Here is a 24978-nt window from a genome sequence, read left to right as displayed (position 1 = left end):
AAAGACTCAGAAGACGATGAGCGTGGTGCCCGCGACGATGGCGTTGCGGATCTGCGCCAAGTCGAACGAGCCGGTCGTCTCCGGCAGGTCCGCGCGGAATCGGACCAGGTCCCCCTCGCGGACGGCGTCGGTGATGCGGGTGTGCCGCGGCAGGTTCTCCAGCAGCAGCGATGGCGCGGTGATCACGCGCCGCGGTATCCGGACGCCGAACCAGTTGGCCCGGTGGATCTCGATGGTGAGCAGATTGTTCTCGACCGCGGCGTCGACCAGCGCGGTCAACCGGCGGCTTCGGTGCCTGGCCAGGATCAGGCCGCTCGCGTGCACGCTGAGCTGCCAGTCCAGCGGCAGGGTGTTCAGCCAGCCGACCAGGGCCGCCGTGGTGACGGTGGCCTCCAGGTCCAGCCGAGACGCTCGCAACTTGGTCGGGACGCCCGGGATCAGACGGACGCCGTGCGCGATCACCGTGACCGCTTCGATCGGATGTTCGTCCCAGCTCAGGCGTGACAGCACCGTCTTGGTCTGGAAGTGCGCTCCGCGTCTGCGCACCTTCAGCACCTGCAACGTCGCGTTCACCTCGTGGCCGAGCAGGGTGGCGTTGACCTCTTGACCGCCGAACCTGCTGAGGATGCCTTCGCTCAGCACCGTCATCAGCGCGTCCGGCATCAGCGCAGTGACCGTGCCCGAGCCCAGGTCGACGACCGGATCCACCCACGAGGTGGTCGTCGCGATCCATTGCTCCAGCCAGGACTGATCGAACAGGCGCTTGCCGAAGTCGACGGCCCACAGCGGTGACCATGACTTCGGATCGAAATACGTGGCCATGATTGCTCCGAGGGTACTTGCCGCCGAGCGGTGCGACCATCCGTGGCGGAAGGTGCGGTCTGTCGATTGTTTGGCCGGTGCGGCGCGCGAGGACGACAATGTCACGGGCACGCGCAGGATCGACGGCGGGAGGACACCGATGGCGCTGGATCTCAACAGCGATCTCGGCGAGGGCTTCGGCCCGTGGACGATGGGCGACGACGCGGCGATGCTCGACATCGTGACCAGCGCCAACATCGCCTGCGGCTTCCATGCCGGCGATCCGTCGATCATGCGCGCCACCTGCGCGACGGCGGTGCGCAATGGCGTGCGGATCGGCGCGCACGTCGGGTACCGCGATCTGGTCGGTTTCGGCAGGCGCGCGATCGCCGTCGCGCCCGCCGAGCTGCGCGACGAGGTGCTGTACCAGATCGGTGCGCTGGACGCCTTCGCCAAGACGGCGGGCGACCGGGTCCGCTACGTGAAGCCGCACGGCGCGCTGTACCACGCCGCCGCGGCGGATCGGGAGCTGGCCGAGGCGCTGATCACGGCGTTGGCCGAGTACGACGCCGAGCTCGCGCTGCTCGGCCCGGCCGGGACGGAGCTGGAGACGGCCGCCGCCGAAGCGAAGATCCGGTTCGTCGGCGAGGGTTTCGCCGATCGCGCCTACACCGCGTCCGGCTCGCTGGCTCCGCGCGGCCTGCCCGGCGCGGTACTGCACGCCGAAGAGGCTGTGGCGCAGGCGATGTCGATCGCGGCGTCACGCACCGCGCGCACGATCGATGGCGGCGAGGTCGCGGTCAGCGCGGCCAGCCTGTGCGTGCACGGCGACACCCCCGCCGCGGTGGAGATGGCACGGCGGATTCGCGCGTCGCTCGCGGAGTCGGGTGTGCCGGTCGAGCCGTTCGCGTGAGCCGGGAGCGTAGCGATGAAAGAAACCAGCGTAGCGATGAGAAGCCCAGGGTCGCGATGAGGGATCGGAAATCGCCCTGGCAGCAATACATTCGCACCGCGGGAGATCGAGCATTGCTTGTCGCGCCGAGCGAGCCCGCCTTGGCCGCCGGGTTGGCGGACGCGCTGCGCGGCAACGCGCCCGCGGGCATCCAGGACGTGTTGCCCGCCGCCGAAACCGTGCTGGTGACCCTGGTTTCGGTCGGCGACGCCGAGTCGGTGCGCCACGAGATCTGCTCGGTGCTGGAAGACATTCAGCGCGCGCATGATTCGCCGGATGTTTCCCGTGAAACACTGCCGCACAACGATTCTCCTGAACCAATAGTCATTCCGGTGCGCTATGACGGAGCGGACCTGGCCGATGTCGCCGAACTACTCGGCATGACCGAGGACGAGGTGATCGCCGCGCACACCGGCACGGTATGGCGCTGCGCATTCGTCGGATTCGCACCGGGTTTCGGCTACCTCGAGTCCCCAGACGGCCGCCTGACCGTCCCGCGCAGGGACGCGGCTCGCACGTCGATACCCGCGGGCGCCGTCGCGCTCGCGGGCGGCTACTCGGCGGTGTATCCGCGCAGCACACCGGGCGGCTGGCAGTTGATCGGCCGCACCGAACTGCCGATGTGGGACGTCGACCGCGATCCGCCCGCGTTGATCCGCGCGGGCGGTCGGGTCCGTTTCGAGGTGGCCGAATGATGTTCGTCGAGTGGGTCGGTCCGCTGGCCACCATCCAGGATCTCGGCCGTCCGGGGTGGTTCGATTCCGGCGTCGGACCCGCTGGCGCGGCCGATCGCGCGTCGTTGCGCCTGGCGAATCGGCTGGTCGGGAATCCAGAGGGAGCCGCGGCGATCGAGGTGCTGCTCGGCGGACTGGTGCTGCGCGCCGAACGGCACCACACCGTCGCGGTTACCGGCGCACCCGCCCAGGCGGTGCTGGACGGCATCCCGGTCGGCCATGCCAGTGTGCTGGAAATCGAAGAGGGACAGTCCCTTCGGCTCGGCTTGGCGCCGAACGGGCTGCGCAGTTACGTCGCGGTGCGCGGCGGCATCGATGTCGCGCCGGTACTCGGATCGCGCAGCCGCGACACGCTGTCCGGCATCGGGCCGGAACCGCTGCGCGCGGGCGAGCGGCTGCCGATCGGGCCCGTCCCGCGCGAGCTGCCGCTCGTCGACCTCGCGCCCGTCGCCAGTCCCTCCGGCGGGACAGTCACCGTGCGCGCGCTGCTCGGTCCGCGCGACGACTGGTTCGACGACGCCGCAGTGCTTTTCGCGGGCGAGTGGTCGGTGTCCCCCGACACCGACCGCGTCGGCGCTCGGATCGACCGCGTCAGCGGACCGCCGTTGCGGCGGCGGATCGCAGGCGAATTGCGCACGGAGGGCATGGCTCTCGGCTCGGTGCAGGTGCCGCCGAGCGGTCAGCCGGTGATCTTCCTCGCCGATCACCCGATCACCGGCGGCTATCCGGTGATCGCGGTGGTACTGGACGCCGACGTCGACGCGGTGGCTCAGGCCAGACCCGGTCAGCGCCTGCGCTTCCTGCGGGTCAGCTGATCACTTCGGGGCGCTCACGTCGGCGCGCATGAGATACACGTTGTAGGTGTCCCAGGCCGAGATGGTGAAGTACAGGTCCCGTCCCGACGACCACGGGTGGATGAAGCCGCCGTATGCCTTGGGGTAGTCCGAGGTGGAGGCCAACGGCACCGTATCGGTCCAGATGCCCTGCGGTGCAGCAGCTTCCCGCAGCACAATGGCACCCTGCGCCGAATCGAGGTACACCATCTGCCATTTGCCCGCGGCCGCGTCGTAGCGCACCGATACCTCGCTCGCGATGCCGAGAAACAGTGGTGTCGCGTGGTTTTCGATGATCGGAGCCCAGCTGCCGTGCACCCAGTACTGGTAGGCGGTCTTGTTCAGCACCTGATTCTTCGGCACCCTGGCCAACCCGACCATGCCTACCCGCCCGTTGGGCGTGCCGAACATGTAGACGTAGTCGCCCTGCGGGACCATCGCGGCGACCTGGAACTGGCCGATGCCGAAGAGGTTGTCCCACCTGGCGTACTGATCTTTGGTCCAGGTGCTGCCGTTGTCGTCGGACCAGGCGATGCCGCCGTAGTTGGTCCGCCACAGACCGGGGATGCGGCTCCACCTGTTCACCGACATGTAGCTCAGGTACTGGCGCTGCCCGATCGCGAACCCGGAGGTCGGGATCACGGTGGTCTCCCAGTTCTTGATCTTGCGGCTGCTCAGTATCTCGGCCGCGTGGCATCGGCTGTCCTGCACCATGGTGTCGATGGTGAGGCCGTCGGACAGGTCGCGGTCGGTGCTGTAGGCCAGTACGTTGCTGCGCCAGTCCGGGCCGCCCGCGCCTCCGGTCACCCAGCCCTCGCCGAAGGTGTCCCCGAAGACGACGGCGACCTCGCCCGGCTTGGTCTCCCACATCAGGCCGAGGTCGGTGCCGTCGACCTGCCAGCGCATATCGGTGCGGTTGTCCGAGCCGTGCCCGGTGACCTGGCCGACCAGTTCGACCTCGTTGACCAACGGTTCGCCGATGCTCTCGGCCACCGGCCCCGGTTGGATCGGGCGCACGGCCAGCGGCGGCGGGGGCTGGGGCTCCTCGCCGGGACCGCCCGGCACAGGAATAGGGATCGGCTCGATCTCCGGGCGGAACTCGATGCGCGGCAACTGGATTCCGCTGTTGCCCGAGCCGGAGCCGCTGCCCGAATCGGCACTGCCGGAGCCCGATCCCGAACTGCCCGATCCCGAATTGCTCGATCCCGGACTGCCGGAGCCCGAACTGCCGGTGCCGGAACCACTGCCGCTGCCCGAGCTCGATCCGGTGCCGCCGGGCTCGGGCGCCTCGGGCGGCTCCGGGTCCGAAGCCGCTGTCTCCGGTTTCGGCGTGTCGCGGATATCGGGACACGGATTGCGGCACGGATCCTCGGGCAGCGGCTCGGGAACGATGCGGGTGGTGTCCTGCGGCGGGTCCGGTACGGGCACCGGGGTGATCTCCGGGATCGGCACCGGAATGTCGATCTGCGGAGGAAGCACGATCTGCGGTGGCGGCGGCAGGCTCGGATCGGGCTCGCGGGCAAGCGGATCGAAGCCCGTCTCACCGCACAGGTTCACCGGCGGAGGCGCCCACGGATGCGGAGCGGCCTGCGCCGGCGCGGGGACCGTCAGCACTCCGGAGAGCAGTACGACGAAGAGCGCTGGGGACTCCAACTTCCGCGGCAGCGCTCCCATACGTGTTGACTCCCTGGTCGAATCGGTCGCAGCGTGATCAACTTACCGGAACGGACGCCCTCCGGCCGTGCGCCGTGCTGAGCCGATCGCGAGCGTGATGGAACCGGATTCGGGCCGGTCGCGTCCAAGCAGATATGAACGACATCGAGTACGGATTCGGGACGGGCGACGGCGCCGTCCACGTCTGGTCGTCACCGGCCGATCTCGACCTGGCTCGCACCGGCACCGCCGACGCCATCCAGCTGGATTTCGACGGCGATGGCCTGGTCGACGACGCGATGTGGGATTCGCAAGGCACCGGCGTCGCCGACGTGGCCGCGCTCGATCTCGACGACGACGGCGTGCTCGACCACTTCTATACCGATCCCACCGGCCACGGCACCTGGAATCACCAGATCACCGGCTCGGCCGCCGACGCGTCCAGCGAACCGCTCGACTGGATCGTGCGCACCGGCCCCGATCCGCTCGCCACCCCGCAGTACGGTGCGGCCCCCGCCGTCACCGAAGCCCTCGCCGACTACCCGATACACCCGGAACCGGCCGCGCACGCAGGCGCCATGCATCAGGTTCCTCCGTGGGAACACCCGACGTCGCCGCCAGACCTGCCGCCAGCCCCGAATCTTCCCGAGCCGTGGCCTCATTCGGTGCCGCTCGGATCGGAGCATCCGATCTGGTCCGACCGCCCGGCCCGCCCCGGCGCCACGCCGCCGACGGAGACCGCGCCGTCGACCGAACCGCCCGCACCGACACCCGACCTGTCGGGGGATTCGCACTCGCTGTTCTAACGCACGGCCGCCCGCCGCCTGCTGTTCAGCGCGATGGCGAGGATCCCCAGCCCGTACCCGACCGCGCCCGCCACGACCACCGGCAGCGAGCGCCCGTCGTCGGGGATCAGCACGGCGGCCAGCGCGATGGCCGAGACGAACGCGATATTGAAGACGGTGTCTTGCAGGGCGAACACCTGTCCGCGGCGAGCGTCATCGATATCTATCTGCATGGTGGCGTCGCCGGTGAGTTTGATCGTCTGCCCGGCAAGCCCGAACAGGAAGGCGCCGGCCAGCAGCAGATGATGCGCGCGCTCGGCCGCCGCGCCCGCTTCGGCAACGGCGATGGGCGTCACCAGGGTCAGCTGCACGATCATCGCCGCCACCAGCCCGGTGACAACCGTGCGCGATCGGCCGAGCCGCGGGATCACCAGCGGCGCGACGACGGCGGCGACCAGCATGCCGGCGGCCGTCGCGGCGATTGCCACCCCGAAGCCGATCAGGCCGCTGCTGAGCCCGGAACCGCCGGGAACATGCCGCAACACCAGCACCATGATCAGCGTGTTCGCTCCGAACACCACGCGGTGCGTGCCGATGCCGATCATCGCCGTGGTCACCGACACCGACTGCCACACCGCGCTCGCGCCGGTACGCAACCCGGTGATGATCGCGTGCACGGTTCCCTCCCGAACCGCGCTGCCGTCCTCCGGGCCGAGCACGCCGGACCGGAAGCCCGCCGCGAGCAGCGCGCCGAGCACCGAACCGATCGCGCTGATCGCGACGGCCACGGCGGAGGCGAAATCGCCCGCCCCGATCACCCCGATGACGGCCACTGCGATGGCGGCGCCCGCGGCCGCGCACCCCGAGGCCACCGTGGCGAACACCGAATTCATAGGCACCAGCCACTGTTGCGCCAGCACCTTCGGCAACGCCGCCGAGACGCCCGCCATCACGAACCTGCTGATGCCGATCACGGCCAGCGCGAGCAGCAGTAGCGGCGGCTCGGCGATCCCGGCGACCAAGCACACGCTCGTCACGCCGATCAGCACGCCACGCAGCACATTCGCCACCAGCAGCACCGCGCGCCGATCCCAGCGGTCGAGCAGTGCGCCGGCGTAGGGCCCGATCACCGAATACGGCAACAACAGAACGGCGAAGCCCGCGGCGATCGCCAGCGGGTCGGTCTCGCGCTCGGGATTGAAAAGGATCGCGCCGGAGAGCGCGGCTTGGAACATTCCGTCGCCGAACTGTCCGGCGAAGCGCACGATCGCCAAGCGCACCACGCCGGGGCTCTCGCGCAGCGCCGTTCGCAACGACACGCGTGGCGCGTCGGCGGGCGGGCTGTCTTCTTGGCGACCGATCGACACCGCCTTGATTGTGCCCTCTCCGGTGCACGCAGCCGGAGGTACGCCCACGATCAGCCCCAGCTGACCAGGGAACTGACGGCCGCCCGCATATCGGGCGCCATTGGCAGCTCGTCGAGCGCGCCCGCGTCGATCCAGGCGAAGGCGTCGTGTTCGCCGGGAGCCAGCGCCACCTCGCCTGGCTCCACCTCGACGAGGAAGCTGAACTTGCGCACCCTCGGCTTGGTGCGGGTGGCGTAGTCGATGCCGCCGAGGAACTCGGTGATGCTGCGCACCCGCAGCCCGGTCTCCTCGAACAATTCGCGCGCCACGCACTCGGCGAAGGTCTCCCCCGATTCCACGCCGCCGCCGGGCAGTTCGTACAAGCCGCCGTGGTAGTCGTCGGGCACCCGCCGGACGACAAGGAGTTTCCGGTCGCGGAACACGGCGACACCGACCACGAAGTCGCTGATGCCGTCACGGCGCGCCTCGGAGCGGAGCTGCCGCTCGATGCGATCGAGCGCCTCCCGTCGCATTTCGGCTCTCACCTCCGGTTCCGTTGGGGCGCATCGTGTTACGAACCCGGCGCCGTCGGGAGAGGGCTCCGTCGCCGGTTACCCTACGTGTCCTGTTCCCGCTTCACCGCACCGGTCGGTACTGGTCGCCTGCCGTTCACCCGCTGGTCGCTCGCGTAAAATGCCGAGTGCAGGACAATTTACTAGGAATCAGGAGTACCGCGACCTCGAGTGCTCCTACCCTGAAAGGTGATCGGTGCACGGTCGGAGAGAGGAGGACCCCGATGTCCACACTCACTACGCCTCACATCGATGTCCACCGTGGCGGTGACCGCATGAAAACGCGGGTGTCCTGGTTGGATTCGAAGCATTCGTTCTCCTTCGGAGAGCACTACGACCCGGAGAACACCCATCACGGCCTGCTGTTGGTGAACAACGAGGACATCGTGTTGCCCGGGCAGGGTTTCGACACCCATCCGCACCGGGACATGGAGATCGTCACCTGGGTCCTCGGCGGCAGCCTGGTGCACCAGGACTCGCTCGGACACAGCGGCGTCATCTACCCCGGCCTCGCCCAGCGAATGAGCGCGGGCACCGGCATCCTGCATTCGGAGAAGAACGATTCCTGGCGGCTGGACAACAGCGCCGAGCACCAGGAGCCGGTGCATTTCGTGCAGATGTGGGTGGTGCCCGACGAGCCGGGCCTGACCCCCGGCTACCAGCAGCTGGAAGTCGACGACGAGCTGGCGGGCGGCGGTCTGGTTACGGTGGCCTCGGGCCTGCCGCGCTACCGCGATCGCACCGCCATCGCGATCAACAGCAGCCATTCCGCGCTGCACGTGGCCCGCATGCCCGGCGCGGAGCCGGGTGCGGCGCCACAGGTGATCGACCTGCCGGACGCGCCGTACCTGCATCTTTTCGTCGCCCGCGGCGAGGTGGAGATGGAAGGCGTCGGACCGCTGTACGAGGGCGACGCGGTGCGCCTGACCCGCAGTGGCGGCCAGCGCATCACCGCGCATGGCCCGGCGGAGGTCCTGGTCTGGGAGATGCACGCGCGACTCGGCGGACAATGAGCGATCCGTCGTTCGGAATGTCCGATTAACATCCGAACGTAGGGAGCGCGATCAGTAGGCGACCGCCGCACAACGCCCCCGCAGAACCCGCGAGACCCGCAGCGAGTTCCCCAGCGGCACCGACTGAGAGGAAGTCCATGTCGCAATATCCCCCGCCCGGCCAATATCCTCCGCCGCCAGGGCAGTATCCGCCGCCCGGCGGGTATCCCCCGCCAGGACAGGGCGGCTACTGGCAGGAATCGCCGAAAGGCAAGGGTCTCGCCATCACCGCGCTGGTCCTGGGCATCCTGGCGCTGCTCAGCTTCTGGACCATCCTCGGCGGCGCCGTGTTCGGCCTGTTCGGCTTGATCTTCGGCCTCATCGCCTTCGCCAAGGCGAGAAGGGGCACCGCAGGCGGGACCGGAATGGCCGTGACCGGTGCGATCTTGAGCGTGCTCGCCCTGATCGGCTCGATCCTGATCGCCATCGTCGGCTGGAGCTTCTTCGTCGATTCCGGCGGCAAGGACCTGATCGACTGCCTGGACAAGGCGGGCAACGATCAGGCCAAGATCGACGAGTGCGAGCGGAAGTGGAACCAGAACATCGAGGATCGCTTCAGCGTCACGCTGACGCCGCGGCCGACGCCGTAGGCGAAACTCATGCGTCCTTGGACGGGATCGCCGCCGCCCTGGTAGCGGCGATCACCTCCGGCAGCTCCGGCCGGAAGTCCCGGTCTGGCCGCGCGACCCAGGTGCGGTAGCCGGTGTGCTCGTCGGCGGGCGATGGCAGCACGATTCGGCTGCCGGGCAAGGCGACCGAGGCGCAGACGCGGAACAGGTCGGCGAAGAGCGCCATGTCCAGGTAGGAGTTGTCGGTCGGACCGGTCAGGAACGTCCAGCGCCCCGAACGCGGATGCGCGATGATCGGGCCGCCGCGGCGTCCTCCGGTGGTGAGCAGCGCGCGCACCTTCGTGCCGAGGGAGGCGGGCATGACGACCGCGCCGACCGCGCCGACCTCGAGCATGATGCGTCCGAGCGCCGGGTCGACGACGGCGTACAGCCCGTTGTCCTTGCGGTAGTGGCGGCAGCGGGCGAAGGCGTCCTGGTTGGCTGTGTACTCCTCGGCGGCCGCGTGCGTCGGCGAGGCGTCCGGTGCTCCGAGCGGGCCGTGACTGCCTGATTCAATGCGGAACGTGCTCATGACGTACCTCGCCTCGATGCGGAGTGAACGTGACGGGTGAATCGGCCGCTGGTGTCGACCCTAGCCCTGCGCAACTGGATTGACAATAGTCACACGATGGCGTGTTGCGGAGGCGTAGCATCCCGTGCTATGGCACCCGTCTCGCCCACCGTCGCGCGTTGGGAGCTGGTGCTGCGCCTTCGCGACTTGCGTGAGCAGCGCGGCTTCGATTCCGCGACCTTCGCCAAGCGGGTCGGTTTCACCCCGGCGAACTGGTCGCACGTGGAGAAGGGCAGGCGGGTACTCACCGGCAACACCATCGGTCCCGTGCTCGAACTGCTCGAGGTGACCGCCGAGGAGCGCACCGAACTGCTCGCCCTGCTGGACGCCAGCAAACAGCGCGGCTGGTGGGCCAAATCCACCGCGCTGATCGGTCCCGAACTCCAGCGGCTGTACGGCATGGAGCACGGCGCGCAGAGCATCCGCAGCTACGACAGCCTGATCGTGCCGGGTTTGCTGCAGACCGAGGCCTATGCCCGCGCGCTCATCAGCGCCGACGTGATGATCCGTCCCGTGCAGGTGGAACAGCTGGTGTCCATTCGCATGCGCCGCCAGGACCGGTTGCGCGGGCCGGACCGCGTCGAACTCACCGCCGTCATCGGCGAGGCCGCGCTGTTGCAGCAGACCGGCGGCCCTGCCGTGTTGCACGGCCAGCTCGAACACCTGGCCAAGCTGATCGACGAGCTGGACAGCGTCGAGGTCCGCGTCATCCCGTTCGCCGCGACCGCGGGCGCCACCCTCGGCGGTTGCAGCTTCCACCTGATCGACTTCGCGGGCGTGCAGCTGCCCACCTTCGGCTGGGCCGAGAGCGCGGTGTTCGGCGGCGCGGTCGACGACCCCGATCTGGTGCGCGATCTGAGCTTCGCGTACCTGCGCGCACTGGAGCAATCGCTGACCCGTGACGAATCATTGGCCCTGATCAGACGGCACGCGCTCGGGTAAAATCCTGCCCATGGCCACCACCGCTAGCCCCCGGCCGGGATCCACCGGCTGGTTCACGTCGAGCCGATCGAACAACGGCAACCAATGCGTCGAGGTCCGGTTCGATGGTGATGCGGTGCTCATCCGTGACAGCAAATACCGCCGCAACCCGGCCAACCGCCCCGCCGAAGAGCCCATCATCACCGTCACCGCGAACGCATGGACGTCGTTCCTGACCTTGCTCACCAGTGGACGGACGCACACCGACCTGATCGTTCACACCGCCGCGGACGGCACCACCACGCTCCGCCACGGCGACGTCACCCTCACCTACACCCCCGAAGAGTGGGAAGCCTTCCTCGCCGGCGCGTACGACGGCGAGTTCGACCGCATCATCCTGCCCGCCTGATCGCCCACCCCCGGTCGCCCGCGCGGCCGGGGGTTCACTCTGCGTGAACGGGCCGCGTCCACGGCGGTTGCCACCTCGCGCGCTCACGCCGGATCGGCATACTGGAGATCGTGACTTCCGAACCGATCAGCCTCTCCGGCCTCGACCTGTCCCATCTCGACGACTCCGTCCGGGTGCAGGACGACCTGTTCGTGCATGTCAACGGTAAATGGCTGGACGACTATCAGATCCCGGCCGATCGCGCGGTCGACGGCGCCTTCCGCGCGCTGTACGACCAGGCCGAGCTGGACGTCAAGGCCATCATCCAGAACGCCGCGGCCGAGGCGGCCGAGCCGGGTAGCGACGCGCGCAAGATCGGTGACTTGTACTCGAGCTTCCTGGACACCGAAACCGTGGCCGCCGCCGGGCTCGCGCCGATCTCCGCCGAACTCGCCGCCGTGCACGAGGTCGCCGATCGCAGCGCATTCGCCGCGCTGCTCGGGCGGCTCCAGCGCACCGGCGTCGGCGGCGCGGTCGGCGTCTACGTCGACACCGACGACAAGGACTCCAATCGCTACCTGGTGCACGCGGGCCAGTCCGGCATCGGCCTGCCCGACGAGTCCTATTACCGCCAGGACGAATTCGCCGAGATCCGCGCGAAGTACATCGCGCACATCGATCGCATGTTCGCGCTGGCCGCGGCCGATCCGCGCGTCGCCGCGCTGCTGCCCGGCGACCTGGATACGGTCGGGCAGCGGGTGTTCGAGCTGGAACGCAAGCTGGCCGCAGGCCACTGGGACGTGGTCCGCCGCCGCGACGCCGAACTCAGCTACAACCTCACCACATTCGACGCGCTGGTCGCCGAGAATCCCGAATTCGATTGGAGCGCCTGGACTTCGGCCCTCGCCGAGGGCACGGGCAAGCCGGGCGACGAGCTGTTCGCCGAAGTGGTGGTGCGCCAGCCCTCGTACCTGCGCACCTTCGCGCAGACCTGGGCCGAGGAGGATCCGGCCGATTGGCGCGCCTGGGCCGCGTGGCGCGTCCTGCGTTCGCGCGCACCGTATCTCACCGACGACGTGGTCGAGGAGAACTTCGACTTCTACGGCCGCACCCTCACCGGCGCCCAGGAGAACCGGGAGCGCTGGAAGCGCGGCGTCTCCGTGGTGCAGGAACTGCTCGGCGAGGCGGTCGGCAAACTGTATGTGGCCGAGCACTTTCCGCCAGAGGCGAAGGCTCGGATGGTGGAGCTCGTCGCCAATCTCCAGGAGGCGTACCGCCGCAACATCTCCGAGCTGGCGTGGATGGGGCCGGACACCAGGGAGGCGGCGCTGGCCAAGCTGGAGAAGTTCACCCCGAAGATCGGCTATCCGGAGCGCTGGCGCGATTACTCCGCCGTGGTGATCGACCCCGCCGACCTGGTCGGCAACTACCGCAGCGGATACGCGGCCGAGCACGATCGCGATCTGAAGAAACTCGGTGGGCCGGTCGATCGCGACGAATGGTTCATGACTCCGCAGACGGTGAACGCCTATTACAACCCGGGCATGAACGAAATCGTCTTCCCCGCGGCGATTCTGCGGCCGCCGTTCTTCGACATGAACGCCGACGACGCTGCCAACTACGGCGGCATCGGCGCGGTGATCGGTCACGAGATCGGCCACGGCTTCGATGATCAGGGCGCCAAGTACGACGGCGACGGCAACATGATCGACTGGTGGACCGACGCCGACCGCGCCGAATTCGCCAAGCGCACCAAGGCGTTGATCGATCAGTACAGCGTGCTCTCCCCCAAGGACCTGGCCGACGAGCACACCGTCAACGGCGAATTCACCATCGGCGAGAACATCGGCGATCTCGGCGGTCTCTCCATCGCGCTGGAGGCGTACAAGATCTCGCTGAACGGCGCCGAGCCCCCGGTCATCGACGGTCTCACCGGTTTGCAGCGCGTCTTCTACGGCTGGGCCCAGGTCTGGCGCACCAAGGCTCGTTCCGAAGAGGCGATCCGCCGCCTCGCCGTCGACCCCCACTCCCCGCCCGAATTCCGCTGCAACGCCGTAGTCCGCAACATCGACAGCTTCCACGAAGCCTTCGACGTCCGCCCCGGCGACGCCCTCTACCTGGAGCCCGCCGAACGCGTGAAAATCTGGTGATCGCCGCCGAAACCGGTTCAGCGGAGACGGGATTCGGTTTCGGGGTCGAAGAAGAAGATCTCGTCTGGCTTGGGATGCAGGTGGAGCGGGTCGCCGAGGGCGATCCGGAAGCGGCGGTCGACGCGGGCTACCACATTGCCGGTGCGGCTGCGCCAGTCCTCGGAGGTCGCGTGGCCGTAGACGAAGGATTCGGCGCCGAGTTCTTGGATTTGAGCGGTGACGGTGAGGCCGGTCGCGGGATCGGCCGTGACTTCCCAGGATTCGGGGCGGATGCCGAGGACGACTCGACCGCCTGCCTGCACGCTGCGGGGCAACGGGATTCGGAGGTTGTCGAGCACAGCGGCGCCGTCGCGCACGGGCGCGTCGAGCAGGTTCATGCGGGGCGAGCCGATGAAACCGGCGACGAAGGTGTTGTCCGGGTCGCCGTAGAGCTCGCGCGGGGCGGCGATCTGCTGCAGCCTGCCCTCGCGAAGCACGGCGATCCGGTCGCCCATGGTCATGGCCTCCACCTGGTCGTGGGTGACGTAGACGGTGGTGGTCCCGAGGTGCTTCTGCGAAGTGGCGATATGGGCTCTGGTGCGCACGCGGAGTTCGGTGTCCAGGTGGGACAGCGGATCGTCCATGCAGAAGACCTGTGGCCTGCGCACGATGGCCCGCCCGATGGCGACGCGCTGGCGTTGCCCGCCCGAGAGTTTCGCCGGCTTGCGGTCGAGCAGGTTCTCGAGCGCGAGCAATTCGGCGGCCTCCTTGACCCGAACGGCGGCCTCTGCCTGGTCAACTCCCGTATCGCGCAGCGCGAAGCCGATGTTCTGCGCGACGGTCATGTTCGGGTAGAGCGCGTAGCTCTGGAATACCATGGCCACGTCGCGCGCCTGCGGCGGCAGACCGGTGACGTCGCGGCCGTCGATCAGTATGCGCCCGCTCTCCACCGGTACCAGCCCGGCGAGCATGCGCAGACTGGTGGACTTGCCGCAACCCGACGGACCGACGAGGACCAGGAACTCCCCGTCGTCGATCTCGAGCTCCAAATCGTCGACAGCGGGCGCAGGCGCACCGGAATACCGGTGGGTCACCCGGTCGAAATGCACCGTCGCCATGCTGTCGTCTCCTCGTGTCGTCGCGGGAACTTACTTGGGTAGCTTCGGCGTGATCTGGCGGTCGGCTATCGACTGCAACTGCTGTGCGATATTCGTGAAAGCCCTTGCAGGATAGATATTCTGAAGTCCGATATGTGCCGATCCTGTTCCGATGATCCGATCGCCCGGCACGAACTCGGCATTGGTGATGAATTCGACAGCCCGTAGTCCTGCCACGGCTTGCCCCGAAATCTCCTGCCGCGGGGTTGCGGTAGCACTCGCTCCGGCCGTGTACGCACGGCGGAGACTCTACGACGCGCACAGCAGATGTTCGGTGAACACCGCCCGACGGGCGCGCTGAACATCCGACCAGTTTGCCGGTCGCCGTCGAACCGCGATCCGCGAGCGGCTATTTGGCGGCGAGTACGCGCGCGGAAAACGAGAACGCCGACCGCGCGCTTGTGCGCGGTCGGCGTCTTCTGGCTATCGCCCGGGAATCAGTTCCAGTCGCCCAGGCCGTCGCGCGAGTTCAGCGTCCCGCCATCGGTGTTCTGCACGATGACCGGATCGCCCTTCTGCGCGTTCTCGAAGAACCAGCGAGCGTCCTCGGTGCTCACGTTCAGGCAGCCGTGGCTGACGTTCGACACGCCCTGCTGACCCACCGACCACGGGGCGGCGTGCACGAAGATGCCGCTGTTGGAGATGCGGGTGGCGTACTCGACCTCGAGCTTGTAGCCCTCGGGCGCGTCGATCGGCACGCCGTAGGTCGAGGAGTCCATGATCATCTTGCGGTTGCGCTCGCCGACGATGTAGATGCCGTTCGGGGTCTCGTACTTGGGCTTGCCCAACGAGGTCGGCATTTCCTTCACCACCTCGCCGTTGCGGGTGATGGTGATGGTCTTGGTGGTGTCGTCGGCGGTGGTGATCAGGGCGTCGCCGATGCGGAACGAGCTCGTCGTGCCGCCCGCCACCACGGTCACGTCGTTGTTGTCCGGCCAGAAGTCGTTCGGCCGCCAGCGCACCTGCTTGTCGCTGAACCAGTAGAAGTGGCCGGGCGCGTCCTTGGCTGAGGTGATCTTGATCGCCTTCTCGGCGGTGGCGCGGTCGGTCACCGGCTCCTGGAAGGTGATGATGATCGGCTGTGCGACGCCGACGGTCTCGCCGTCGGCGATGTTGATGGTTGGCGGTGCGAAGTTGGCCTGCGGAGCGGGATCGGTGGCCGCGGCCGCCGATCCCGAACCGACTCCGGAAACGCCCGGCTCGGCCTGAGCGGGAGCGACGATCATGGCACCGGCCGCCGCGATCGCCGCGGACAAGAGGACGCCCCGCCGAATGCGGCGGGCTAGCCGGTTTTCCTCGCGGAAACTCGACAGCGACCTGTTGTTCGAAGCGGCTTGCATAGGTTTTCGTCCATTCCAGCTCTCACGCGCGCGTACGCGAGCGAGATGTCTCATCGGTTTGGTGCTCGGGCGCCCACGATCCATGTCGCGAGTCCATCGGAGCTGCCACGGGTATTGCCGAGGGCCTGCGAAGCGCCCAACAGGCATGACGGCCCGACCCCATTCATTGATACCGTCCCGGCACGACAGGAAGCCAGTGCCGATATTCGGTTATTCGTCTGGACGATCAGATGTGTCCTGAAACACATAAGACATTGACGGTCAGTGCCTTTGGATAAACGACCCGGTCAGGTCGGCAACTCGGACGCCGGGGCGGCAACCTGCGGTCCGTCCGGTTTCGTGCAAGATCAACCTATTTCGTGACGGAAATCACTCGACGACGTCGAAAGGGATCGACCGATGCGGCCCGGTCGCGATGTTGTGCGGCACCGAGAGCGGCGTCCGTCCGCGCGCGTAGCGCGGCGGCAGCGCGAGCCGGACGTGACGAAGCAGCGTGGCCAGCACGACGCGCAGTTCGTAGTCGGCCAGGCTCGCGCCGACGCAACGTCGATGTCCGCCGCCGTACGGTGCGAGCTCGAACGGACTGTAGCGGCGGTCGAGGAATCGTTCGGGCCGGAACCGCGCGGCGTCGTCCCAGGTGTCCTGGTCGGAATGCAGCAGCGGCAGCGCGAGGCCCATCGTGTCGCCCGCGGGCACACGCACACCGCGCAGCGTGACGGGCTCGGTCACCCGGCGCAGCACGATCGGCACCGGCGGGTGCAGTCGCAAGGTCTCCTGGCAGACGGCGTCGAGATAGCGCAACCCCGCGAGATCGGCGGGCGAATCACCCGCCTCGCCCAGTTCGGCGCGCAGCCTGCGCAGTGCTTCGGGTGCGCGGTGCAGGTGGTAGAGCGCCCAGACCAGGCTGGTCGCGGTGGTCTCGTGCCCGGCGACGAGCAGGGTGCGCAGCTGATCGCCGAGTTCGGCGTCGGTGGGGGCGCTTCCGTCGTCGTAGCGTGTGCTCAGCAGCAGGCCGAGGATGTCGGAGTCGTCCTGGCGCGCAGTGGCTTTGCGCTCGGCGAGATCGGCCTGGATCAGCCGATCGAGGTGTTGGCGCGCCGCGACGAACCGATCCCACGGGGCGCGGCCGAAGGCGCCGCGGCGCAGCGCGGGCGCCAGCAGCAGCGGGCCGGAGAAGGCGGTGAGGAACTCGGTGATCGCGGCGGTGTAGGCGACCCGTCGCTCGCGGGCGCGCACGCCGAAAACCGCCTCCAGGATCACCCGCAGCGTGATCGAGCGCGCCGCGGCGCGCGAATCGATCCGCGTCCCTGGTCGCCACGGTGTCGTGCCGCCGTCGATCTCGTCGAGCGTCGCGGCCCGGATCAGCTCGCCGTAGGCGCGAATCCGCGCACCGTGGAAGGCGGGCGCGAGCAGGGTCCGATCGCGCCGGTGCCGGGCACCCGAGGTCAGGATGAGCGAGGCCGGTCCCACCAGCGGCTCGATCGGATTCGGCCGCGGCGGTTCGAGCAGATCCGTCGGCGCGCGGAACAGTTCCCGCGCGCCGTCCGGTGTTCCGGTGAAGAGCACCGCGCCGAACCCGGGGAAGCGGACGTAGAACGGATCCCCCTCGCGGGCTCGCCGCCAGCGGAAATACCGTTCGAAGTCCAGCCCCGCCGCGAGCGCGTGCAGTGAAGACAGGCGGGGCGGGGCGGGCGCGGCGGTCTCGGTCGCCATGCCCTTACCTACGAGTTGCCCGCGGCGGCGGTTCGATCGGAGAGGTCAGTGCAGCGCGCCCCAGCGGCCGAACGGCGTCGCGAGGCAGGAAACGCCGGTGGCTGTGTTCCAGGCGAAGGCCGCCGCGCCGAGGCACACCACGGTGCCCTCCTGGGTACTGACTTGCGCACGCGATCCTTCGAAGGCGATGGACAGCGCGATGGTCCTGCCGTCGCCAGGGTCGGGATCGTCGATCGAGGTGAGGGCATGCGCGTCGGGGCCGAAGCCGATCGCGACCGGAATCCCGCCCGCGCCTTCGCTCGCGCCGACGCCGCCCGCCGCGCCGATGCCGAGCGCGGTGGCTCCGGAGGTTGCACGGGCATAGCCGACGCCGTCGAAACCGGCAGAACGCGCTCGCCCGAGCGTGTCGGTGACGGCCCGGCAACCGGCGCGACCATCGATGACGGTGATGTCGGCGCCGTACTCCGAACTGCAATGCACATCGGTTGCCGATGCGACGGCGGGGAGTGCGAACGAGGCGCCGACCGCGGTGGCCGAGCAGATGAGTGCGCCAATCAGCTTCACGGTCAACCCCTTTCGCACCGTAGTGCCCACCATACCCAGATGGTTGCTGCCGGGGCCGGGCCGCTGCACGCCCTCTTCGCTGCGCCCACCGAGCGTCTTTCGACTCGACTACCGCATCGCTGATGGTGTATGCATGGCGTGATATTTGAAGATCAGATCGTCAACTTCGGATTCTTACGGGGGTGTGAGTTCGGAGCGTTACAGCTCGGGAGGACTGTACGTGTCTCGTCAACTGCTATCCGGAATCGCGCTCGCGGTGGGAACCGCCGCCGCCGTGTTCGCCCTCGTGGCCTGTAGCTCGACGATCAGCGGCACCGCGCAGCCCGCGGTGGACAGCGGGACCATCGACGCCGTCAACACCAGCACCCCGAAGACCTCCGCGCCCAGGTCGAGCGCCAGGCCCACCTCCGGCCGGCCGACCCCGACGGGCGGCAACACCGATTTCGAGGCATCCATCGGCGATTGCGTCACCCTGGGCGGCACCACGACCAACGCCACCATCGCGAAGGCCTCCTGCGGAAGCCGGGCATCGAACTACAAGGTCATCGGCAAGACGGCGTCCAGCTCGACCTGCCCGGCGGACCGCGACAACTACTACGCCGAGACCATCAACGGCGTGCAGCAGGGCGCGCTGTGCCTGGACATCGACTGGGTGGTCGGCGGCTGCATGGATGTCGGCGGCGACGACCCGCAGCGGATCGACTGCACCGAGCGCGGCACCCAGGGCGTGCGCGTGACCAATATCAGCACCGGCGCGACCGACGCGAGCGTCTGTGACAGCGGCATCGGCTTCGAGTACTCCGAGCGCCGCTTCGTGGTCTGTGTCGAGGAGTTGTAACCCGCATCAGGCGTACCTCCGCCTGCGCTCCCGTCATGCGCGGATTGACGACGGACATTAGGTTGGACCGGTGACCATCGCCCCGGAGCTGCCCCGGCTGCATTCGGCGACCGGGCGGTGGATCCTGCTGGCGACCATCCTCGGTTCCTCGGTCGCCTCGCTGGATGCCACCGTCGTCAACATCGCGCTGCCACGCATCGGGGAATCCCTCGACACCGATGTGGCCGGTCTGCAATGGACGCTCAACGGCTACACCCTGACGCTGGCCTCGTTCATCCTGCTCGGCGGCTCGCTCGGCGACAAACTCGGCAGGCGCAAGGTCTTCGTCTGGGGCGCGGTCGGTTTCGCGGTCGCCTCGGTGTTGTGCGGCGCGGCCGTGAACATCGAGATGCTGGTGGCTGCGCGAGTGCTCCAGGGCGTGGCAGGGGCGATGCTGACGCCGGGCAGCCTGGCGTTGATCTCGTCCTCGCTCGACGAGCGCGATCGAGGGGCGGCGATCGGGCTGTGGTCCGGTTTCGGCGGGGTGGCAGGCGCGCTCGGGCCGTTCCTCGGCGGCTGGCTGATCGACTGGATCGGCTGGCAGTCCATCTTCTTCATCAACGTGCCGCTCGTCGCGGTGGTGGTGGTCGTCGCGCTGCGCCACGTGCCGGAGAGCGTCGACCCGAACGCCGTTCCGCGGCTAGACGTTCCGGGCGCGGTGGTGGTCGCGCTGGCCCTCGGCGCGCTTACTTTCGGGCTGATCGACGCGATGCCCCTGCTCGCCGCGTCGGGCGTGCTGTTGCTGGCGGTGTTCGTGGTGATCGAGCTGCGCAGTGACCATCCGCTGGTGCCGCCCGCGCTCTTTCGTTCGCGGGTGTTCACCGCGGCGAATCTGGTGACGTTGGCCGTCTACGCCGCGCTCGGCGGTGTCTTCTTCCTGCTCGTGCTGGAACTCCAGCTGGTGGCGGGCTATTCGCCGTTGCTGTCCGGGCTGGCCACGGTGCCGGTCACGCTGATCATGCTTGCGCTGTCGGCGCCCGCGGGGCGGTGGGCCCAGGTGCACGGACCGCGCATTCCGATGACGCTCGGACCGCTGCTGGCCGCCGCGGGATTGGTGCTGCTGCTCCGCATCGGACCTGATGCCGGATACGTCGGCGACGTGCTGCCCGGTGTGGTGGTCTTCGGGCTCGGTCTCGCGGTGCTCGTCGCGCCGCTCACCGGCGCTGTGCTCGGCGCGGTGCGCGCATCGGAGGCCGGGATCGCCTCTGGGGTGAACAACGCCGTGGCCAGGACCGCGCAACTGCTCGCGGTCGCCGCGCTGCCCGGGCTGGCCGGCCTCTCCGGTTCCCTCACCGACCCGGCCGCGTTCGACGACGGGTTCGAGACCGCCATGTGGATCTGCTCCGGGTTGTTGGTGGCCGGCGCACTGATCGCCGCCGTGCTGTTGCGTCCGCCGCGCCGCGTGCCGGATCCGGGGAGTGTCGAGTGCTTGCCGCAGTGCGCGGTGGCGGGTCCCGCGGTGGCACCGCCGCACAGGCTCGTCGGCGACGCATCGCACGGCAGCGCCGAAGCCTCGTAGCGCTGAAGCCCATGGAGATGAAGAAAGGGAGCGGGCGATGTCGCCCGCTCCCCGCAGTCTTCAGGTGACCGATCAGATCGGCACGTAGCCCGAGCCGGGACCACCCCGCGCGTTGAGATCGTTCATGATCGCGCTCATGTTGGTACCGACTTCGGGACCGAAGCAGGCGATGGCCAGGTAGGCGTTCACCATGCCGACCAGGGTGGAACCCGCCACCACGGGAGCGCCGGAGTCACCCTCGACGACGCACATCTGGGTCCAGGTCTCGACATTGGTGCCGAACACGTCGCCCCACGCGATGCCGCAGGTGTTGCCGGTGGTGCGGCCTTCCTTGCAGACGATCATCGGGAACTGGGCCGGCCCGCCGATACCGGTGATGGTGACATTGCCGATCCGGTTGACCGGGGTGATCGCGCCCGGATCGAACTCGATGACGGCGTAGTCCAGCTCCGAGTTGGAGTAGACGAAACGACCGATCTGACCCGCGCCGCGATCCGCCTCGGAGTACACCTTCGCACCCGCGTCCCCGCAGTGTCCCGCGGTCAGCCCGACGAGTCTGCCCGCGCTGTCGTGGCCCACCGTGGTGACGGTGCACTCGAACATGTTGTCGATGATGATGCCGGATCCGCCCCCGATCACCGGCGGCGCGGCAGCCGCGGGGCCCGCGCCCGTCCCGAGCAGCGCCGCGCCGAGGGCGACGGCGAAGACGGCGTTGGCCGCCTTGACGAGTTTGCTGAACATGTCCCTCCAGATGTCGGAAGCCCGCACGATATCAATCTGTCGCATCCATCGTGTCAGTATTCGGTCTCGGGCGCGTCTCGTACCGAGGTTGCCACGGAGGTGCCGCCGAATCGTAATCGCGATAGCGAATCTCTATTACAGGGCTTGATTGGACGACACGCCCAATGCCTTTCTGATTGAGTAGAACTCATTGCGCAAGACATTCGAATGACACTTGATTTTAGATGAATGATTTCCGAGTAATTGATCGGTGATAGAACTGAAGTCCCATATCGCGGCACTTCAACTGTCACTCGTTCTAAAACTTGGCCGCTTAATTTTGGTGCTGGAGACAAAGGAGCCGCAGCGTTCTCATGAGGTTTCCCGAAGGTGACTCGTATCTATGACTGCAATCACATGACGATGGTGTGTTCTGCACTACTCCGTAGTAAGGTGCGTCAAGCAAACAAGTCGTCGGGGTGAGCAACCGGCGTCGAGAGGGGTTAGGCAGTGCAGTCGACCAAGAGTCCTCCCACGGGATCACGGATAAGTGAAGCGGTCGATTGGACGAGGTCGTACTGGGAAGACCACCCCAAGCGGTCACTGGAGACCTTCGGCCGTCAGATCACGATGGGGATCGCCGCGGTGGCGGAACTGGTCATCGCTATCTTTCGACGGCGGTTCCCCTTCGGTGAATTCGTGCGCCAGTGCGCCTTCATGGCCAATGTGGCCGCTGCCCCCACGCTGCTCGTCGCGATTCCCATCGGTGTCATTGTCTCGATCCAGGTCGGCGCTGTCGCCGGTCAGGTCGGCGCGACGTCGTTCATCGGCGCGGCCAACGGCCTCGGCATCATCCAGCAGGGCGCGCCGCTGGTCACCTCGATCATGATCGCGGGCGCGGTCGGATCCGCCATCTGCGCCGACCTCGGCTCGCGCACCATCCGCGAGGAAATCGACGCCATGAAGGTGATGGGCGTCGATCCGATGCGCCGCCTGGTCGCACCGCGGCTCGGCGCCGCGATGCTGGTCAGCGTGCTGCTCTGCGGCTTCGTCGTCTTCGTCGGCTTCCTGACCGGCTACATCTTCAACATCTTCGCCCAGGGCGGCACGCCTGGTTCCTACGTCAGTACCTTCTCGTCGTTCGCCGTGACTCGCGACCTGCTCGTCGCGCTGGTGAAGTCGCTGATCTTCGGCCTGCTGGCCGCCATCATCGCCTGCGATACCGGTCTCAACACCCGCGGCGGCCCCGGCGGTGTCGCCAACTCGGTGAACTCGGCGGTGGTGAGCTCCGCGCTGATGCTCTTCGGCGTGAACCTCATCATCACCCAGGTCTACAACGCACTCTTCCCCCCACAGGTGGTCTGAGCCGGTGTCATCAACCTACGTACCGCCGCTACTGCGGCCACTCCAGGGACTCAAGCGTTCCGCGCAGGCACCGGTCGATCTCGTCGCCCGGCTCGGCCATCAGGTGTTCTTCTTCCTGCGGTCCGTCGGCTCCATTCCGCTGGCGCTCAAGCAGTACCCCAAGGAAGTATGGCGGCTGCTCTCCGACGTCACCTGGGGCAACGGCAACCTCGTCGTCGGTGGCGGCACCATCGGCGTCATCGTGATCCTGAGCGCGTTCGGCGGCATGACGGTCGGCATCCAGGGCTACACCTCGCTGAATCTGCTCGGCCTCAGCCCGATCACCGGTGCGATCTCCGCCTTCGCGACCACCCGCGAACTCGGCCCGCTACTCGCCTCACTGGCCTTCGCCGCCCAGGCAGGTTGTCGATTCACCGCGCAGCTCGGCGCGATGCGCATCTCCGAAGAAATCGACGCGCTCGAGTCGGTGGCCATCCGGCCGCTGCCTTACTTGGTCAGCACTCGGATGTTCGCGGCGATCGTCGCGATCGTCCCGTTGTACTGCCTCGGCCTTGCCACCGCCTACCTCTCCTGCTCGTTGACCGTGCAGTTGGTCGGCGGCACCGCCAGCGGCACCTACGCGCACTACTTCTACCAGTTCCTGATACCGACCGACGTGCTGTATTCGCTGCTCAAAGCGATCGTTTTCGTCGCGATCACCACGTTCATCCAGTGCTACTACGGCTTCTTCGCCTCCGGCGGCCCGGAAGGCGTCGGTGTCGCGGCGGGACGGGCGATCAAGATGTGCATCATCCTGGTCGTCTTCGCCGATCTCTTCATGACGTTGGCGATCTGGGGGGTCAACCCCGGAATCCGGATCTCGGGGTAAGGGCCAGATGATCATCGATCCCAGTGGGCGCGGGCCCACGATGCGGCAGTTGCTGATCGCCGGCGTGTGCGGGCTGGTCGTCTTCGCGCTGGTGCTCGGCTTCCTCATGGCGCGCTACACCGGTTACTTCGTGCCCAAGGTGAACGTCGTCGCCAACCTGACCACCACCGGTGACGGCCTGCCGTCGGAAGCCGATGTGAAGTTCCGCGGCGTCCTGGTCGGCGTCGTGGACGAGGTCGAGGTCGCGGCGAAGGGCGAACTGCAGAAGGTGCAGATCGAGCTGAAGCCGGAGTACGCGGGCGACATCCCGTCCACCGTCACCGCGCGCGTCGTGCCGAGCAACCTGTTCGCCGTCACGTCCATCGAACTGGTCTTCAACGGAACGTCCGACACCTACCTGAAGGAAGGCTCGGTCATCGAGGAGGACCGCAGCAAGGGCACGATCGCGCTGCAGGACACGCTGACCACGGTCCGCAACATCCTGGACAAGATCGACCCGGTGCAGTTCGGCCGCGTTCTCGGCACCCTCTCGCAGGCGCTGGACGGCAGCGGTCGGATGCCGGGCTCGACCATCGAGCGGCTGGACCGCTGGGTGCTGGCGGTCGACGAGTCGATTCCGGATCTCGGCGTGCTGCTCGACGACTTCTCCGGCTCGTTCCGCGCGCTGAACCAGTCGGCGCCCGAACTGCTCGACGTTCTCGGCAGCTCGGTGCAGACCGCGAGCACCATCGCCGATCGCCGCGACGAGCTCGTCGCGCTGATCACCGGGACCGGCGGCACCGTGGACACGGTGAACGCCTTGTTCGCCCGCAATCCCGACGTCGGCAAGCAGGTCACCGTTGGCACGGCCGACATGTTCGGCGCGCTGACGGCCGACCCCGACGCGATCACCAGGACGCTGCTGAACCTGAGCGAGTCGACCAGGGCGATGAGCACCACTTTCCACTGGGGTCCGCAGCAGCAACAGGTCTGGAACGCCGGTATCACGCTGACGCCGTACAAGCCGTACACCGTCGCGGACTGCCCGCGCTACGGCGAGATGGCAGGCCCGAGCTGCGCCACCGCGCCCGAGGTGAACGAGCTGCCGCCGCTGCCGGAGAACCTGCGACCGCGCGCGTTGGAATCTGCGGCCGGCCTTCCCCCGGTGGTGCCGATGCCCGGCCTGCCGCTGATCCCCGGCGTCACCATGCCCGACCCGGGCCGCGTCGTCGCCGACCTGCAGGAGAACGCGCAGCAGCCGTTCGCGGGCACGCCGCTGCAGGGTCTGTTCCCGATGCTGCCCGGCCTGCCAGGCATAGCCCCCGCCCCCGCGGCGGCGCCGGCGGCGGCCGGCCCGATCTCCTATCAGGGTGACGCGGCGATCGAGCAGCTGCTCGGCCGCAAGCCGACCACCGCGGAGTACCTGCTGCTGAGTCCGATTCTGAAGGGCGGAACCTTGCAAGTGTCCGAAAGTGGTGCGGCCCGATGAGTGAGCGAATCATGCACCGGCGCGCAATGCGCATGCCGGTGC

General features: G+C 68.0%; 24 protein-coding genes and 1 pseudogene. 14 read left to right on the top strand and 11 right to left on the bottom strand.

The window, feature by feature from the left end:
• Nucleotides 1-6 precede the first annotated feature (6 nt).
• Nucleotides 7-822, bottom strand: coding sequence for a hypothetical protein (locus AB0H50_RS08590; RefSeq protein WP_357448637.1), 816 nt, complete (start codon nucleotides 820-822; stop codon nucleotides 7-9).
• Between the two features lie 139 nt (nucleotides 823-961).
• Here AB0H50_RS08590 and AB0H50_RS08585 point away from each other — a divergent pair, with 139 nt between their 5' ends.
• Genes AB0H50_RS08585 through AB0H50_RS08575 form a run of 3 tightly spaced genes read left to right on the top strand, consistent with a single transcriptional unit; the run spans nucleotide 962 to nucleotide 3302 of the window.
• Nucleotides 962-1714, top strand: a complete 753-nt coding sequence (locus tag AB0H50_RS08585) for a 5-oxoprolinase subunit PxpA (RefSeq protein ID WP_357448635.1) — start codon at nucleotides 962-964, stop codon at nucleotides 1712-1714.
• 56 nt (nucleotides 1715-1770) lie between these two features.
• Entirely contained in the window at nucleotides 1771-2448 is a 678-nt protein-coding gene (locus AB0H50_RS08580; protein WP_357448633.1) for an allophanate hydrolase subunit 1, read from the top strand.
• Nucleotides 2445-3302, top strand: a complete 858-nt coding sequence (locus AB0H50_RS08575; RefSeq protein WP_357448631.1) for a biotin-dependent carboxyltransferase family protein — start codon at nucleotides 2445-2447, stop codon at nucleotides 3300-3302. Before AB0H50_RS08580 ends, AB0H50_RS08575 begins: the two co-directional genes overlap by 4 nt.
• On the opposite strand, the gene AB0H50_RS08570 is transcribed toward AB0H50_RS08575, so the two are convergent.
• Nucleotides 3303-4994 carry a DUF4185 domain-containing protein gene (locus AB0H50_RS08570; protein WP_357448629.1) on the bottom strand — a complete coding sequence of 564 codons (1692 nt, stop codon included), beginning with the start codon at nucleotides 4992-4994 and terminating at the stop codon, nucleotides 3303-3305.
• A gap of 134 nt (nucleotides 4995-5128) precedes the next feature.
• Between AB0H50_RS08570 and AB0H50_RS08565 the strand changes: the two genes are divergently transcribed.
• Nucleotides 5129-5779, top strand: coding sequence for a hypothetical protein (locus AB0H50_RS08565; RefSeq protein ID WP_357448627.1), 651 nt, complete (start codon nucleotides 5129-5131; stop codon nucleotides 5777-5779).
• Here AB0H50_RS08565 and AB0H50_RS08560 read toward each other — a convergent pair.
• Both AB0H50_RS08560 and AB0H50_RS08555 read right to left on the bottom strand, forming a co-directional pair.
• Complete coding sequence (locus AB0H50_RS08560; RefSeq protein ID WP_357449385.1) at nucleotides 5776-7119, bottom strand: MFS transporter; 1344 nt, start codon at nucleotides 7117-7119, stop codon at nucleotides 5776-5778. The two genes, AB0H50_RS08565 and AB0H50_RS08560, sit on opposite strands and share 4 nt — an antisense overlap.
• Before the next feature lie 56 nt (nucleotides 7120-7175).
• Entirely contained in the window at nucleotides 7176-7649 is a 474-nt protein-coding gene (locus AB0H50_RS08555; protein WP_357448626.1) for an NUDIX domain-containing protein, read from the bottom strand.
• Nucleotides 7650-7900: 251 nt separating this feature from the next.
• On the opposite strand from AB0H50_RS08555, the gene AB0H50_RS08550 reads away from it, so the two are divergent.
• Both AB0H50_RS08550 and AB0H50_RS08545 read left to right on the top strand, forming a co-directional pair.
• Nucleotides 7901-8689: a pirin family protein gene (locus AB0H50_RS08550; protein ID WP_357448624.1), complete on the top strand. Its 789-nt coding sequence runs from the start codon at nucleotides 7901-7903 to the stop codon at nucleotides 8687-8689.
• Nucleotides 8690-8826: 137 nt separating this feature from the next.
• Nucleotides 8827-9318 carry a DUF4190 domain-containing protein gene (locus tag AB0H50_RS08545; protein ID WP_357448622.1) on the top strand — a complete coding sequence of 164 codons (492 nt, stop codon included), beginning with the start codon at nucleotides 8827-8829 and terminating at the stop codon, nucleotides 9316-9318.
• Between the two features lie 7 nt (nucleotides 9319-9325).
• Here the strand turns inward: AB0H50_RS08545 and AB0H50_RS08540 are convergent, their stop codons facing one another.
• Nucleotides 9326-9868: a hypothetical protein gene (locus AB0H50_RS08540; protein ID WP_357448620.1), complete on the bottom strand. Its 543-nt coding sequence runs from the start codon at nucleotides 9866-9868 to the stop codon at nucleotides 9326-9328.
• 129 nt (nucleotides 9869-9997) lie between these two features.
• Here AB0H50_RS08540 and AB0H50_RS08535 point away from each other — a divergent pair, with 129 nt between their 5' ends.
• The 3 genes from AB0H50_RS08535 to AB0H50_RS08525 all read left to right on the top strand — a co-directional run bounded on the left by AB0H50_RS08535 (nucleotide 9998) and on the right by AB0H50_RS08525 (nucleotide 13366).
• On the top strand, nucleotides 9998-10849 hold the full coding sequence (locus AB0H50_RS08535; RefSeq protein WP_357448618.1) for a Scr1 family TA system antitoxin-like transcriptional regulator: 852 nt from the start codon (nucleotides 9998-10000) through the stop codon (nucleotides 10847-10849).
• Between the two features lie 10 nt (nucleotides 10850-10859).
• Nucleotides 10860-11237 carry a DUF397 domain-containing protein gene (locus tag AB0H50_RS08530; protein WP_357448616.1) on the top strand — a complete coding sequence of 126 codons (378 nt, stop codon included), beginning with the start codon at nucleotides 10860-10862 and terminating at the stop codon, nucleotides 11235-11237.
• A gap of 110 nt (nucleotides 11238-11347) precedes the next feature.
• The gene (locus AB0H50_RS08525) at nucleotides 11348-13366 is read left to right on the top strand and encodes a M13-type metalloendopeptidase (protein ID WP_357448614.1); all 2019 of its coding nucleotides are present in this window, start codon (nucleotides 11348-11350) and stop codon (nucleotides 13364-13366) included.
• 17 nt (nucleotides 13367-13383) lie between these two features.
• On the opposite strand, the gene AB0H50_RS08520 is transcribed toward AB0H50_RS08525, so the two are convergent.
• The 5 genes and pseudogenes from AB0H50_RS08520 to AB0H50_RS08500 all read right to left on the bottom strand — a co-directional run bounded on the left by AB0H50_RS08520 (nucleotide 13384) and on the right by AB0H50_RS08500 (nucleotide 18119).
• Nucleotides 13384-14463, bottom strand: a complete 1080-nt coding sequence (locus AB0H50_RS08520) for an ABC transporter ATP-binding protein (RefSeq protein ID WP_357448612.1) — start codon at nucleotides 14461-14463, stop codon at nucleotides 13384-13386.
• Nucleotides 14464-14493: 30 nt separating this feature from the next.
• Nucleotides 14494-14637, bottom strand: a pseudogene (locus tag AB0H50_RS08515) (ABC transporter substrate-binding protein); the annotation flags it as partial.
• A gap of 302 nt (nucleotides 14638-14939) precedes the next feature.
• Nucleotides 14940-15842 (bottom strand): L,D-transpeptidase, encoded by a 903-nt coding sequence (locus AB0H50_RS08510; RefSeq protein ID WP_357448610.1) that lies wholly within the window; start codon nucleotides 15840-15842, stop codon nucleotides 14940-14942.
• A gap of 369 nt (nucleotides 15843-16211) precedes the next feature.
• Nucleotides 16212-17555, bottom strand: coding sequence for a cytochrome P450 (locus AB0H50_RS08505; protein WP_357448608.1), 1344 nt, complete (start codon nucleotides 17553-17555; stop codon nucleotides 16212-16214).
• Between the two features lie 45 nt (nucleotides 17556-17600).
• On the bottom strand, nucleotides 17601-18119 hold the full coding sequence (locus AB0H50_RS08500) for a DUF6764 family protein (RefSeq protein WP_357448606.1): 519 nt from the start codon (nucleotides 18117-18119) through the stop codon (nucleotides 17601-17603).
• A gap of 220 nt (nucleotides 18120-18339) precedes the next feature.
• Here AB0H50_RS08500 and AB0H50_RS08495 point away from each other — a divergent pair, with 220 nt between their 5' ends.
• The gene (locus AB0H50_RS08495) at nucleotides 18340-18957 is read left to right on the top strand and encodes a hypothetical protein (protein ID WP_357448604.1); all 618 of its coding nucleotides are present in this window, start codon (nucleotides 18340-18342) and stop codon (nucleotides 18955-18957) included.
• Nucleotides 18958-19033: 76 nt separating this feature from the next.
• A complete protein-coding gene (locus AB0H50_RS08490; protein ID WP_357449383.1) occupies nucleotides 19034-20515 on the top strand; it encodes an MFS transporter in 1482 nt (493 codons plus the stop codon).
• Nucleotides 20516-20587: 72 nt separating this feature from the next.
• On the opposite strand, the gene AB0H50_RS08485 is transcribed toward AB0H50_RS08490, so the two are convergent.
• Nucleotides 20588-21256 carry a S1 family peptidase gene (locus tag AB0H50_RS08485; RefSeq protein WP_357448602.1) on the bottom strand — a complete coding sequence of 223 codons (669 nt, stop codon included), beginning with the start codon at nucleotides 21254-21256 and terminating at the stop codon, nucleotides 20588-20590.
• Between the two features lie 525 nt (nucleotides 21257-21781).
• On the opposite strand from AB0H50_RS08485, the gene AB0H50_RS08480 reads away from it, so the two are divergent.
• The 3 genes from AB0H50_RS08480 to AB0H50_RS08470 are packed head-to-tail and all read left to right on the top strand — an operon-like array spanning nucleotide 21782 to nucleotide 24936.
• A complete protein-coding gene (locus AB0H50_RS08480; RefSeq protein WP_245668569.1) occupies nucleotides 21782-22600 on the top strand; it encodes an ABC transporter permease in 819 nt (272 codons plus the stop codon).
• A gap of 4 nt (nucleotides 22601-22604) precedes the next feature.
• Complete coding sequence (locus AB0H50_RS08475; RefSeq protein WP_357448600.1) at nucleotides 22605-23468, top strand: ABC transporter permease; 864 nt, start codon at nucleotides 22605-22607, stop codon at nucleotides 23466-23468.
• 7 nt (nucleotides 23469-23475) lie between these two features.
• On the top strand, nucleotides 23476-24936 hold the full coding sequence (locus tag AB0H50_RS08470) for an MCE family protein (protein ID WP_357448598.1): 1461 nt from the start codon (nucleotides 23476-23478) through the stop codon (nucleotides 24934-24936).
• The last annotated feature ends 42 nt before the right edge of the window (nucleotides 24937-24978 follow it).

Origin of the sequence: Nocardia sp. NPDC050793 (genome assembly GCF_040654065.1) — a bacterium.
Lineage (GTDB): Bacteria > Actinomycetota > Actinomycetes > Mycobacteriales > Mycobacteriaceae > Nocardia.
The sequence above is the reverse complement of the archived record's forward strand: the minus strand, read 5'-3'. Positions and strand labels throughout refer to the sequence as shown.

Excerpts from the sequence above, each read along its gene's own strand:
- AB0H50_RS08590 (WP_357448637.1), bottom strand. The coding sequence starts at position 822 with ATGGCCACGTATTTCGATCCGAAGTCATGGTCACCGCTGTGGGCCGTC.
- AB0H50_RS08585 (WP_357448635.1), top strand. The coding sequence starts at position 962 with ATGGCGCTGGATCTCAACAGCGATCTCGGCGAGGGCTTCGGCCCGTGG.
- AB0H50_RS08580 (WP_357448633.1), top strand. The coding sequence starts at position 1,771 with ATGAGGGATCGGAAATCGCCCTGGCAGCAATACATTCGCACCGCGGGA.
- AB0H50_RS08575 (WP_357448631.1), top strand. The coding sequence starts at position 2,445 with ATGATGTTCGTCGAGTGGGTCGGTCCGCTGGCCACCATCCAGGATCTC.
- AB0H50_RS08570 (WP_357448629.1), bottom strand. The coding sequence starts at position 4,994 with ATGGGAGCGCTGCCGCGGAAGTTGGAGTCCCCAGCGCTCTTCGTCGTA.
- AB0H50_RS08565 (WP_357448627.1), top strand. The coding sequence starts at position 5,129 with ATGAACGACATCGAGTACGGATTCGGGACGGGCGACGGCGCCGTCCAC.
- AB0H50_RS08550 (WP_357448624.1), top strand. The coding sequence starts at position 7,901 with ATGTCCACACTCACTACGCCTCACATCGATGTCCACCGTGGCGGTGAC.
- AB0H50_RS08545 (WP_357448622.1), top strand. The coding sequence starts at position 8,827 with ATGTCGCAATATCCCCCGCCCGGCCAATATCCTCCGCCGCCAGGGCAG.
- AB0H50_RS08540 (WP_357448620.1), bottom strand. The coding sequence starts at position 9,868 with ATGAGCACGTTCCGCATTGAATCAGGCAGTCACGGCCCGCTCGGAGCA.
- AB0H50_RS08535 (WP_357448618.1), top strand. The coding sequence starts at position 9,998 with ATGGCACCCGTCTCGCCCACCGTCGCGCGTTGGGAGCTGGTGCTGCGC.
- AB0H50_RS08530 (WP_357448616.1), top strand. The coding sequence starts at position 10,860 with ATGGCCACCACCGCTAGCCCCCGGCCGGGATCCACCGGCTGGTTCACG.
- AB0H50_RS08520 (WP_357448612.1), bottom strand. The coding sequence starts at position 14,463 with ATGGCGACGGTGCATTTCGACCGGGTGACCCACCGGTATTCCGGTGCG.
- AB0H50_RS08510 (WP_357448610.1), bottom strand. The coding sequence starts at position 15,842 with ATGCAAGCCGCTTCGAACAACAGGTCGCTGTCGAGTTTCCGCGAGGAA.
- AB0H50_RS08505 (WP_357448608.1), bottom strand. The coding sequence starts at position 17,555 with ATGGCGACCGAGACCGCCGCGCCCGCCCCGCCCCGCCTGTCTTCACTG.
- AB0H50_RS08485 (WP_357448602.1), bottom strand. The coding sequence starts at position 21,256 with ATGTTCAGCAAACTCGTCAAGGCGGCCAACGCCGTCTTCGCCGTCGCC.
- AB0H50_RS08470 (WP_357448598.1), top strand. The coding sequence starts at position 23,476 with ATGATCATCGATCCCAGTGGGCGCGGGCCCACGATGCGGCAGTTGCTG.